The organism is Streptococcus infantis, assembly GCF_019929665.1.
Classification (GTDB): domain Bacteria; phylum Bacillota; class Bacilli; order Lactobacillales; family Streptococcaceae; genus Streptococcus; species Streptococcus infantis_H.
This window is the reverse complement of sequence record NZ_JAHZPZ010000001.1, coordinates 169,434-181,658: the sequence shown is the minus strand read 5'-3', so window position 1 is coordinate 181,658 and position 12,225 is coordinate 169,434. Positions and strand designations below refer to the sequence as shown.

Below are 12,225 nucleotides of genomic sequence, written 5' to 3'. Positions count from 1 at the left end.
AATATATCAAAATAGTAGATATTTTTCAATAATTTGTAGAAGTTTTACTGGAATTTTAGTAGAAATAGAGCAAGAAAAAAGCAAGTCCATTAGAACTTGCTTTTTAAAAAATCATTAATGATTGTAGTAGAGATTAGTCTCTATCCAGCGTTCTTAAAGCAGCCTGATAAGTCTGCTCCATCAGCATGGTAATGGTCATAGGTCCAACTCCACCAGGTACAGGAGTGATATGACTAGCAATTGGTGCAACAGCATCGTAGTCAACATCTCCACAAAGCTTGCCATTTTCATCTCGGTTCATTCCTACATCAATGACAACTGCACCTGGTTTGACAAAGTCAGCAGTCACAAACTTAGCACGACCGATAGCTACGACAAGAATATCTGCTTTCGAAGCAACTGCTGCTAAATCTTGTGTGCGAGAGTGGGTCAAGGTTACAGTTGCATTTTTAGCCAGGAGCAACTGGGCCATTGGTTTCCCAACGATATTTGAACGACCAATTACGACAGCATTTTTACCTTCTAACTCAATCCCATACTCATGAAACATCTCCATAATTCCAGCAGGAGTTGAAGGAATCATAACTGGGTGACCAGACCAGAGGCGTCCCATGTTGAGAGGATGGAAACCATCCACATCCTTTTCAGGGTCAATTGCTAGTAAAACAGCTTCTTCATCGATGTGTTTTGGTAATGGAAGCTGGACCAAAATCCCATGCCATGCTGGATCTTGATTGTATTTAGCGATTAATTCTAACAATTCCTCTTGAGTAATGGTCTCCGGAACTCGCACGACTTCACTTTGGAAGCCTGCAGCGATAGCAGAACGCTCCTTGTTGCGTACGTAAACTTGGCTTGCTGGATTTTCTCCGACTAAAATAACGACCAATCCTGGAACCAAACCTGTATCTTCCTTTAACTTGGCTGTTTTTTCAGCCAACTGTCCTTGTAGCTTGGCAGCTAAAGCCTTTCCATCAATAATCTGTGTCATGTATTTTCTCTTTTCTAACAAATATTCTCTATTATAACAAAAAATCGTTCGGCATTCTAACACTTCTTACCTAAGATACCCTATAGTCTGAAACTATAAGAAAAAGCCCTTAGATTTTTCTAAGGGCTTAAATTTCAAATCGTTTAAGTTCAGAATCACTAAGCTCTTTAAATTCTTTACCTGTTTTTTTTAGATATTCATTTATTTTTCCGAGGTTATACGTTATAGGTTCTGGCTTAACTCCATTTGGTAAACCAACCAGTCCATCAACCTCCATTAACGATTTGTTTTTAATTGCGTTTAAAGTTGTATCAGTCATGTAACTTTCTACCCTCCCTTAACCTTGATTTAATTATAAATCATTCTATGCTTCAATACAATTAAAAACAAACTACACCCGACAGATATTCAAAATCCTGCTTCACAATATTTTGTTCACTTTAATTTATCAATAGTTTTTTAAATATCTTTATGACTATACAAGTATACATGTTTTCCTATTCTACTTACAGAGAAGGAACTTCGAAATTAATGTTTCAAGACTAAGTGAAAAAGCCCACTTGGAGCTTTTCATGATATTCTTACAAAACCTTGCTCAAGAAATCCTTGGTTCTTTGTTCTTGGGTTTGTTCAAAAACTTGCTCTGGAGTTCCGTCTTCAACAACAACACCATCAGCCATAAAGATGACACGATCTGCTACTTCACGAGCAAAGCCCATTTCATGCGTTACGATAACCATGGTCATTCCTGACTGAGCAAGTTCTTGCATAACTGCTAGTACTTCTCCTACCATTTCTGGATCTAGGGCAGAAGTCGGTTCATCAAAGAGGAGGACATCTGGCTCCATGGCTAGACCACGGGCGATAGCGATACGCTGTTGCTGACCGCCCGACAAGCTTTGTGGATAAGCATCTGCCTTATCTGGCAAACCAACCTTTTTCAAAAGCTCATGAGCTCTCTTCTCAGCCACTGCCTTACTTTCGCCTTTTGTCTTAATAGGAGAAAGCGTGATGTTTTCCATTACTGTCATATTTGGGAAGAGATTGAATTGTTGGAAAACCATTCCCATCTTTTCACGCATGGCAAAGAGGTCATTTTTCTTATCGGTAATATCAACACCTTCAAAGATAACTTTTCCTTTAGTAGCTTCTTCGAGGAGATTCATCGAACGAAGGAGGGTTGACTTACCGCTACCAGAAGGTCCGATAATCACCACTACTTGTCCTTTTTTGATTTCAAGATCAATTCCTTTTAAAACTTCATTTTTCCCAAAGTTTTTATGAAGGTTTTCAATTTTTATAAGTGTTTCAGTCATTATTTCTTATCTCCTTGTCCCATACGATTTTCAAAAGCTTTCAAGGCCAGTGTCAAGATAGAGGTCATAATCAAGTAGTAAAAGGCTGCAAATAAGAGCGGTGTTAAAGGTAGGTAGGTGGTTGTTGATACTGTAGTAGCTCCATTCCACAACTCCATAACCCCGATAGCTGACAAGAGCGAGCTATCCTTGATAATAGTGATAAACTCATTTCCTAGAGAAGGTAAGATATTTTTGATGGCCTGGGGTAAAATGACATAGCGCATGGCATTCTTAGGGCGAATACCTAGTGAATAAGCTGCTTCTAATTGTCCCTTTGGCACTGCATTAATCCCAGCACGAACTGTTTCTGATACATAGGCACCACTATTCATAGAAATAATCAAAATCCCTGGAATCAAGCGAGTCAGATCAACATCTAAAATCCCAATTTGAATAGTCGGAGCACTAATATGCATCAAGGCAAATGCAATCATAATCTGCACCATCATCGGAGTCCCACGGAAGACCCAGATATATAGATTAGCAAACCAGGCAAGTGGTTTAATTTTTGAACGTTGTGCAAAGGCCAACAGCACTCCTAGAATGGTCCCCAAGAAGACCACCAAGATAGATATGATAATTGTTACAACGGCACCATAGTTAAAATATGGCAGATATTTCGGTAAAAAAGAAAAATTCATGGATATTCTACTTTCTGTTTTTAATATTTAAACTTAAAACTTGTATAAGGATAACATATTTTGCATAAAAATTCAACATTTTCTCCTAATATTTTCAATAAATTTTCAAAGACGATAGAAATAGCGAGAAATCTTAGTTTTTTTCTAGTCAAGTAGAGTCTGTTTATGGTAAAATAGTAAAGATAAGAAATGGAGGAGAATCAAAATGGAATCACATTTGGTTAGAATCATCAATCGCTTAGAAGCAATGACTAAAGATGGTGGTAACTTGAAACGTAACTTTGAGCGCGAAGGAGTTGTTGTCGCAGAGGTTGCTTTTAACCACGACGAAGAAAACGGACCACTCTTTACACTTCGTGACGTTGAAGCTCGTGAAACATATACATTTGATAGCATCGACCTCATTGCGATGGAAATCTACGAACTTTTATACTAATTGTTGAATAAATGCCGGAGAAGTCTCCTGTTTTGACCAATGAAAATCCTTTTTGTCTGACAAATGGGATTTTTCTTTTTATCCCTATATTTCATCTACAAAACTCTTTTATCATGAGTTCTAAGACTCAATCTTTTTACTTGCTTTCCCCTTCAATCATGATATAATGAGACTAAAGAACTTTGACTATTTTTGACCTTTCTGTTTTAGTCAAAGCCAAGAAAGAAACGAGGTAGTGGTATGCTCTGTCAAAATTGTAAAATCAATGACTCAACGATCCATCTTTACACCAATCTTAATGGACAACAAAAGCAAATTGACCTTTGCCAAAATTGCTACAAAATTATCAAAACAGATCCTAACAATAGCTTATTCAAAGGCATTACAGATTTAAACAATCGTGATTTTGATCCATTTGGAGACTTTTTTAACGATCTGAATAACTTTAGACCTTCTTCAAATAATAATGTTCCTCCAACCCAGTCAGGTGGTGGATATGGTGGCAATGGTGGTTTTGGTTCCCAAAATCGCGGGCCAGCTCAAACACCTCCTCCTAGTCAAGAAAAAGGACTCTTGGATGAGTACGGCATCAACATAACTGAGATTGCCCGCCGTGGAAATGTCGATCCTGTTATTGGCCGTGACGAAGAAATCATTCGTGTTATTGAAATTCTCAACCGTAGAACCAAAAACAATCCTGTCCTTATCGGAGAGCCTGGTGTCGGAAAAACTGCCGTTGTCGAAGGCCTCGCTCAAAAAATTGTAGATGGTGATGTTCCCCACAAACTTCAAGGGAAAGAAGTCATCCGTTTAGACGTTGTTAGCCTTGTCCAAGGTACAGGAATTCGTGGCCAGTTTGAAGAGCGCATGCAGAAACTCATGGAAGAAATTCGTGAGCGTAAAGATGTCATCCTCTTTATCGATGAAATTCACGAGATTGTCGGTGCAGGTTCTGCCGGAGATGGCAATATGGATGCAGGCAATATCCTGAAACCTGCCCTTTCTCGTGGTGAACTTCAACTAGTTGGTGCTACTACCCTCAATGAATACCGCATCATCGAAAAAGACGCCGCCCTTGAGCGCCGTATGCAACCTGTTAAAGTTGATGAACCAACTGTGGAAGAGACTATTATTATCCTCAAAGGTATCCAAAAGAAATACGAAGATTACCACCACGTTCATTATACGGATGCTGCTATCGAAGCTGCTGCTACTCTTTCTAACCGCTACATCCAAGATCGTTTCTTGCCGGACAAGGCTATTGACCTTTTAGATGAAGCTGGTTCTAAAATGAACTTAACTTTGAATTTTGTGGATCCAAAGGTCATCGACCAACGCTTAATCGAAGCAGAAAATCTCAAGGCTCAAGCAACTCGAGATGAAGATTTTGAGAAAGCAGCCTACTTCCGTGACCAGATTGCTAAATATAAGGAAATGCAAAAAACAAAAGTAACGGATCAGGATACTCCAATCATCAGCGAAAAGACGATTGAACACATTATTGAGCAAAAGACCAATATTCCAGTTGGTGATTTGAAAGAAAAAGAGCAGTCTCAACTCATCAACCTAGCTGACGACCTCAAGGCTCATGTCATTGGTCAAGATGATGCAGTTGATAAGATTGCTAAGGCTATCCGCCGTAACCGTGTTGGGCTTGGAACTCCAAACCGTCCAATTGGCAGCTTCCTCTTTGTTGGTCCTACTGGTGTCGGTAAGACAGAACTTTCTAAACAACTAGCTATTGAGCTTTTTGGTTCTGCTGATAGCATGATTCGCTTTGATATGAGCGAATACATGGAAAAACATAGCGTTGCCAAACTCGTCGGTGCCCCTCCAGGATACGTAGGTTATGATGAAGCAGGTCAGTTGACTGAGAAAGTGCGTCGCAACCCCTACTCACTTATCCTCCTTGACGAGGTTGAAAAAGCCCATCCAGATGTTATGCATATGTTCCTTCAAGTATTGGATGATGGCCGTTTAACGGACGGTCAAGGACGCACTGTTAGCTTTAAGGATGCCATCATTATCATGACCTCAAATGCAGGTACAGGTAAGGCTGAAGCAAGCGTTGGATTTGGTGCAGCTAGAGAAGGCCGTACTAACTCTGTCCTTGGAGAATTAGGCAACTTCTTTAGTCCAGAATTCATGAACCGCTTTGATGGTATTATCGAATTCAAAGCTCTCAGCAAGGAAAATCTCCTACAAATCGTTGACCTTATGTTGGATGATGTGAATAAACGTCTCTCAAGTAATAACATCCATTTAGATGTAACAGATAAGGTGAAAGAAAAACTTGTAGACCTTGGTTACGATCCAAAAATGGGAGCTCGTCCACTCCGTCGTACCATCCAAGACTATATCGAAGATGCCATTACAGACTACTACCTTGAAAATCCAAGTGAAAAAGACCTCAAGGCAGTCATGACAAGTAAAGGTAAAATCGTGATTAAGTCCAAAAATAAAACGGAAACAGTCGAGTCAAACGACTAGTTCCTCACATACAAAAGAATGTTCTTACTTGACAGTGAGAGCATTCTTTACTATTATAGAAAGAAAGCGCACTCACGAAGGAGAACTTTATGGCAAATCCAACATTTGGAGAAAAAAAAGAGGGAGTAACCTACAAAAATAGATATGGCGTTTATGCAGTCATACCTGATGCAAACCATGAAAAGATTATCCTCGTACAAGCTCCAAATGGTGCATGGTTCTTACCAGGGGGCGAAATTGAAGAAGGCGAAAACCATCTCGAAGCTCTCAAACGAGAATTGATTGAAGAATTAGGATTTACAGCTGAAATCGGCACCTACTACGGGCAAGCTGATGAATACTTCTACTCTAGACATCGTGACACCTATTACTACAATCCAGCTTATCTCTATGAAGCTACTTCTTACCAAGAAATCCAAAAACCTCTGGAGGACTTCAATCACTTAGCTTGGTTCCCAATCGATGAAGCTATTGCTAACTTAAAACGTGGAAGTCACAAATGGGCGATTGAAGCTTGGAAAAAACAACATCAAATTTAAACTATCTTTACCAAATTTCCCAAAAAGTGCTATAATAGACATAGAAATACAGGAGGAAACCCTATGAAGCTTATCAATACTACAAATTCACACTCGCAACTTGTTAAAAGTCAGCTAGAAAGTACCGACGCAACGCTTGTAGAGGTTTATTCTGCGGGAAATACAGATGTTATTTTTACTCAGGCTCCACTTCATTACGAAATCCTCATTTCCAATAAACATCGGGCAATCCGTGAAAAAGAAATGGAAAAAATTAAAGAATTTTTCCTCAGTCGTAAAATTAATCAACAGGCTATTGATAAGGCAAATATTAAAACCCTCTATTCTGATAAATTGATTGAGATTTCAATCCCTACAAAATAGAATTAATCTACCCTACAGTTAAAACTGCGGGGTTTTTTAATACCTTTTCTTGTTTATATCTTTAAATAAATTATTGTGAATAAAGCTTTTTTGTGAAAATTTCACATTTCAATCGAAAAATGTGAGAAATTTCGTTATAATAGATAGAGAGATTTTAATGAAGGAGTTTGATATGAAAGAAATAGTATACAGAGAAGCCAGGCTAGATGAATATCAAAAAATCGGGAAAGTGTTGGCTGGTGCCTTTATGGACTACCCTTTCATGACTCTTATCAAAGATGATTTAAAAAAACCAGAATATTACCCAGCATTCTTAGAATTATTGGATAGCCTTCTGACCAAACTCTATATCAAAGGAGAGACCTGTCTAGTCGCTGAACGAGACGGGGAAATCATGGCCGTTGCCCTCCTGCAACAAAAGGATTTTTCCATTCTATCTTATTTGCTGAATGGTATGGTCAAGCTTTTCCGCTTTATTACTCCGCGCAATCTCTTGAAATATCTTGATTTGGTGGAACGTTCCGAACAGCATTTGAAAAGATCAGGAAATTTTGACTGGTATTTGATGATGTTGGGAGTCAACGCTTCTAGTCAAAACCAAGGAATCGGGAGTGCTTTTCTACAAGAAGGTGTTGAACCTTATCTTAAATCCAAAGGCTGCAAACGCTTGGGCTTGATTACTAGTACTGAAAAAAATGTTTGCTTCTATGAAAAAAACAAGTATGAATTACTAGATTCGATGATGTTAGAATACGGAACAAAATCTATTGGAAACTGGGCTTTTGTAAAAATACTGGATAACTAATTTTAAACATAAAAAAGATTGGTCTAAGGACCAATCTTTTTTTTAGTTTACTTAACGGCTTCTTTCAAAGCTTCTATTTTATCCAAGCGTTCCCATGGAAGATCAATATCTGTACGTCCCATATGTCCATAAGCCGCTGTTTGACGGTAGATTGGACGTTTGAGGTCAAGCATTTGGATAATTCCTGCAGGACGAAGGTCAAAGATTTGACGCGCTGCTTTTTCAAGTTTACTTTCAGCTACTGTTCCTGTACCGAAGGTATCGATACGGACAGATACAGGTTGAGCTACCCCAATCGCGTAAGCCAATTGCACTTCTGCTTTCTTAGCAAGACCTGCAGCAACAATGTTTTTAGCAATGTAGCGAGCTGCATAAGAAGCTGAACGGTCAACCTTAGTCGCATCCTTACCAGAGAAGGCACCACCACCGTGACGTGAATAACCACCATAGGTATCCACGATGATCTTACGACCAGTCAAACCTGAGTCTCCTTGAGGTCCTCCGATAACGAAACGACCAGTTGGATTGATGAAGAATTTAGTCTCATCGTCAAGATACGAAGCTGGAATCACTTCCTTGATGACCTTGTTGATTACATCCTCATGGATTTGTTCATTGCTGACTTCTGGATCATGTTGGGTTGAAATAACGACAGTGTCCACACGCACTGGCTGGTCATTTTCATCATACTCAACAGTAACTTGAGATTTAGCGTCTGGACGAAGGTAGCTAATTTCACCAGACTTACGTAGCTCTGCTAAACGACGAACCAACTTGTGGCTGAGTGAGATTGGCAATGGCATGAGTTCTTCAGTTTCATCCACTGCAAAACCAAACATGAGACCTTGATCTCCAGCTCCAATCAAGTCAAGTGGATCTTGATCCGCATTTCCACGAACTTCTAAGGCTTCATTAACCCCTTGAGCGATATCTGGTGATTGTTCTACCAAGGATGGGTGAACTCCTACCGTCTCCGCAGAAAAACCGTACTCTGTATTGGTATAACCGATTTCTGCAATAGTATCACGAACCACTCGGTTAATATCAACATAAGCATTGGTTGAAATTTCACCGAAAACATGTACGGAACCAGTATAAACAGCTGTTTCAGCAGCAACGTGTGCTTCTGGATCTTGCTCTAAAATAGCATCCAAGATAGCATCTGAAATTTGGTCTGCAATCTTATCTGGATGCCCCTCAGATACAGATTCAGACGTGAAAAGTTTACGTTCTGACATAAAAAATGTCCCCCCTTAAAAAATATTCGTTATAGAGTTACAAAGAACTGGTAGGAAGAGTCTTTGCAAACAATCCTACCACCTTATCGGGACCATATAACCTAACTATTATAACACGAATCTTTAAAAAATACTCGTATGATTGCTATTTTTCTTACTAGGAAAGTGTTTTCTAATCATAACCAAATAAAAACTCTTAAAATAGATGAGTTTCTACTTTAAGAGTGATGTTATAAACTAATTATTTTCTAGATAAAATTCAAACCGTTCTCCGACGTATTGGCTCTTTACATACTCAAAAGCCGTTCCGTCATCAAAGTAAGAAACCTGAGTCAAACCTAAAATAGCATGTCCTTTTTCAACTTCTAGGTAATGAGCTATCTTTTCTTTTGCTAAACGTGCGTATATGGCCTGGTGAGATTTACCAATTCGATAACCATGCTCTTGCAAGGTTTGAAAGAAGTGCTTGGTTACTTCTTCTTTTTTGAAATTTTTGATAAATTTCTCAGGAATCGACGCCACTTCATAGACAACAGGAACCTTATCCGCATAACGAACACGCTCCATACGAATGATATTGTCAGTTGGCAGTAAACCTAGTTTAGCCACTTCTTGCTCATTTGGAATGGTTCGACGATAAGAAATCAAGTGACTAGACGGAGTTTTCCCTTGAGCTTTAACAATCTCCGTAAAACTAGTTGTTCCACGCATTCTTTCCTGAACACGTGTACTTGAAACAAAGGTCCCACTACCTACACGTCGTTCCAAAACCCCTTCTTCAACCAAAAGAGAGATTGCTTGACGTAAGGTCATGCGGCTAACGGCAAATTCTTCTGCTAAATCTCGCTCACTTGGAAGTCTTTCCCCAATTTTCCAACTTCCCTCATCAATGTCTTTCTTGATTTGGTCGTGGATTTTCATATAAGCTGGTAACATGCTTGATCACTTCTTTTCTTTATTTTTTCCATTGTACCCTATCTCATAGGGAAAAGTCAAACCGCACTTGTTTGGTTGGTAATTCTAGCCCTTTTATGATAAAATATTCAAGAAGATATTTCTTTTAAGAAAGGGAAAAGATGAGCAACATTTCAACTGATTTGCAAGATGTCGAAAAGATCATCGTACTGGACTATGGGAGCCAGTATAACCAACTTATCTCACGTCGTATCCGTGAGATTGGTGTCTTTTCAGAACTAAAAAGTCACAAGATTTCGGCTGACGAAGTCCGTGCTATCAATCCTATCGGGATTGTACTTTCAGGTGGTCCAAACTCTGTTTACGAAGAAGGATCATTTGATATTGACCCAGAAATTTTTGAACTTGGTATTCCAATTTTGGGTATCTGTTATGGTATGCAGCTATTGACTCACAAGCTTGGAGGAAAAGTTGTTCCTGCCGGCGACGCTGGTAACCGAGAATACGGTCAATCAACATTGACTCACACAGAATCAGCTCTTTTTGCAGGTACTCCAGATGAGCAACTTGTCTTGATGAGCCACGGTGATGCTGTAACGGAAATTCCTGCTGACTTTGTTCGTACTGGAACTTCTGCAGACTGTCCTTATGCATCTATTGAAAACCCTGATAAGAAAATTTACGGTATCCAATTCCACCCAGAAGTTCGCCACTCAGTTCACGGTTATGATATTTTGCGTAACTTTGCTTTGAATATCTGTGGTGCCAAAGGTGACTGGACTATGGATAACTTCATCGAGATGCAAATCAAACAAATCCGTGAAAAAGTAGGAGATAAACGTGTTCTTCTCGGACTTTCTGGTGGTGTTGACTCTTCTGTTGTTGGGGTTCTTCTCCAAAAAGCAATCGGCGATCAATTGATCTGTATCTTTGTAGACCACGGTCTTCTCCGTAAAGGGGAAGCTGATCAAGTTATGGATATGCTTGGTGGTAAGTTTGGTCTCAATATCGTTAAGGCAGACGCTGCCAAACGTTTCCTTGATAAATTGGCTGGTGTATCTGATCCTGAACAAAAACGGAAGATTATCGGTAACGAGTTTGTCTATGTCTTTGACGATGAGGCAAGCAAACTAACAGATGTGAAATTCCTTGCACAAGGAACACTCTATACTGACGTGATTGAGTCTGGTACTGATACTGCTCAAACCATCAAGTCTCACCACAACGTTGGTGGACTCCCAGAAGACATGCAGTTTGAACTGATCGAGCCACTCAACACTCTCTACAAGGACGAAGTTCGTGCCCTCGGTACTGAGCTTGGCATGCCAGAACACATCGTGTGGCGCCAACCATTCCCAGGACCAGGACTTGCTATCCGTGTCATGGGTGAAATCACTGAAGAAAAACTTGAAACAGTTCGTGAATCAGACGCTATCCTCCGTGAAGAAATCGCCAAAGCTGGTCTTGACCGTGATATCTGGCAATACTTCACTGTTAACACCGGCGTTCGTTCAGTAGGTGTTATGGGAGATGGCCGTACTTACGACTACACCATTGCTATCCGAGCTATCACTTCTATCGATGGTATGACAGCTGACTTCGCTAAGATCCCTTGGGAAGTTCTCCAAAAAATCTCTGTTCGTATCGTAAACGAAGTTGACCACGTTAACCGCATCGTCTACGATATTACAAGTAAACCACCTGCAACCGTTGAGTGGGAATGATTTATAAACATGATTTGAAGTGAAATGGTTGATTTAACAGCATTTTCAGTTATTATAAAAGGTTAAAAATAAATCAAAATTGATTGGTTCCCCACCAAAAACCCCACCAGAAATATTTCTGATGGGATTTTTTATATTAAATTTTATTTTTCTATTAGTTGTTTCTCTTTTTCGTGTAAAAATCGTTAACCTTCAGTAAAACATTTCCTGCCATACCATTATAAATCATGATAGTCTCAACAAAGGAAGCGCAGGCAAAAATCGCTAGTATTCTAACATCTCCCCAGAGATAAAAAGCAATTGCAGACAAGATATAACACAGTCCTCCGCCTAGGAGCAACCAGAATATCAACTGCCTTGCTTTTGCAAACCACTTTGTAAAAGCATGAGTGTCAAATTTAGTAATATCAACAGCGTAAAAAGTAGCTTCTTTCATTTGTAAGTTTTGCAGTTTGTAAGCGTAATAGCTCATGACGCATTGACAGAGTAACAATAGAAGCAATTTTAAAAAAACATTTTGTAGGGTGAAAAGTCCACTGATAAATGCTAAAATAGCATATCCAATCACGTAACTATTGGCAAGAGTTAATTGGCTCATCGAGCGATAAGAGGCCTTTTCATCCATGGCTAACAAGGATTTTGTCTTTTTATTATAAAAGAGTATTTGGCCTTTCTGATACTGTCCTAATTGTACAAGTATATCTTTCTTTTTTAAAATCATCTAA

13 protein-coding genes are annotated in these 12,225 nt (G+C 39.3%); 6 read left to right on the top strand and 7 right to left on the bottom strand.

Annotation, left to right across the window (positions count from 1 at the left end):
* Nucleotides 1-133: 133 nt before the first annotated feature.
* From K1I61_RS00865 to K1I61_RS00850, 4 genes are all read right to left on the bottom strand, one after another.
* The gene (locus K1I61_RS00865; protein WP_263284860.1) at nt 134-991 is read right to left on the bottom strand and encodes a bifunctional methylenetetrahydrofolate dehydrogenase/methenyltetrahydrofolate cyclohydrolase; all 858 of its coding nucleotides are present in this window, start codon (nt 989-991) and stop codon (nt 134-136) included.
* Nucleotides 992-1,118: 127 nt separating this feature from the next.
* Nucleotides 1,119-1,310, bottom strand: coding sequence for a hypothetical protein (locus K1I61_RS00860; RefSeq protein WP_006152530.1), 192 nt, complete (start codon nt 1,308-1,310; stop codon nt 1,119-1,121).
* Nucleotides 1,311-1,572: 262 nt separating this feature from the next.
* Nucleotides 1,573-2,307: an amino acid ABC transporter ATP-binding protein gene (locus K1I61_RS00855; protein WP_223332723.1), complete on the bottom strand. Its 735-nt coding sequence runs from the start codon at nt 2,305-2,307 to the stop codon at nt 1,573-1,575.
* Nucleotides 2,307-2,990, bottom strand: coding sequence for an amino acid ABC transporter permease (locus K1I61_RS00850; RefSeq protein ID WP_004253828.1), 684 nt, complete (start codon nt 2,988-2,990; stop codon nt 2,307-2,309). The genes K1I61_RS00855 and K1I61_RS00850 overlap by 1 nt, the downstream gene beginning before the upstream one ends.
* A 205-nt stretch (nt 2,991-3,195) precedes the next feature.
* On the opposite strand from K1I61_RS00850, the gene K1I61_RS00845 reads away from it, so the two are divergent.
* The 5 genes from K1I61_RS00845 to K1I61_RS00825 all read left to right on the top strand — a co-directional run bounded on the left by K1I61_RS00845 (nt 3,196) and on the right by K1I61_RS00825 (nt 7,623).
* Nucleotides 3,196-3,426, top strand: a complete 231-nt coding sequence (locus K1I61_RS00845) for a DUF1797 family protein (RefSeq protein ID WP_004253825.1) — start codon at nt 3,196-3,198, stop codon at nt 3,424-3,426.
* A 240-nt stretch (nt 3,427-3,666) separates the two neighbouring features.
* Nucleotides 3,667-5,916, top strand: a complete 2,250-nt coding sequence (locus K1I61_RS00840; protein WP_223332722.1) for an ATP-dependent Clp protease ATP-binding subunit — start codon at nt 3,667-3,669, stop codon at nt 5,914-5,916.
* Between the two features lie 89 nt (nt 5,917-6,005).
* Complete coding sequence (locus tag K1I61_RS00835; RefSeq protein ID WP_006152478.1) at nt 6,006-6,455, top strand: NUDIX hydrolase; 450 nt, start codon at nt 6,006-6,008, stop codon at nt 6,453-6,455.
* 63 nt (nt 6,456-6,518) lie between these two features.
* A complete protein-coding gene (locus K1I61_RS00830) occupies nt 6,519-6,818 on the top strand; it encodes a DUF1827 family protein (RefSeq protein WP_006152517.1) in 300 nt (99 codons plus the stop codon).
* 172 nt (nt 6,819-6,990) lie between these two features.
* Complete coding sequence (locus K1I61_RS00825) at nt 6,991-7,623, top strand: GNAT family N-acetyltransferase (protein ID WP_223332721.1); 633 nt, start codon at nt 6,991-6,993, stop codon at nt 7,621-7,623.
* A 47-nt stretch (nt 7,624-7,670) separates the two neighbouring features.
* Here the strand turns inward: K1I61_RS00825 and metK are convergent, their stop codons facing one another.
* Together metK and K1I61_RS00815 are read right to left on the bottom strand one after the other, a co-directional pair.
* A complete protein-coding gene (gene metK / locus K1I61_RS00820) occupies nt 7,671-8,861 on the bottom strand; it encodes a methionine adenosyltransferase (RefSeq protein WP_223332718.1) in 1,191 nt (396 codons plus the stop codon).
* A gap of 237 nt (nt 8,862-9,098) precedes the next feature.
* Nucleotides 9,099-9,797: a GntR family transcriptional regulator gene (locus tag K1I61_RS00815; RefSeq protein ID WP_049494919.1), complete on the bottom strand. Its 699-nt coding sequence runs from the start codon at nt 9,795-9,797 to the stop codon at nt 9,099-9,101.
* A gap of 140 nt (nt 9,798-9,937) precedes the next feature.
* Here K1I61_RS00815 and guaA point away from each other — a divergent pair, with 140 nt between their 5' ends.
* Nucleotides 9,938-11,500 (top strand): glutamine-hydrolyzing GMP synthase, encoded by a 1,563-nt coding sequence (gene guaA, locus K1I61_RS00810; RefSeq protein ID WP_223332717.1) that lies wholly within the window; start codon nt 9,938-9,940, stop codon nt 11,498-11,500.
* A gap of 154 nt (nt 11,501-11,654) precedes the next feature.
* On the opposite strand, the gene K1I61_RS00805 is transcribed toward guaA, so the two are convergent.
* Complete coding sequence (locus K1I61_RS00805; RefSeq protein ID WP_223332716.1) at nt 11,655-12,221, bottom strand: hypothetical protein; 567 nt, start codon at nt 12,219-12,221, stop codon at nt 11,655-11,657.
* Between the last annotated feature and the right edge of the window lie 4 nt (nt 12,222-12,225).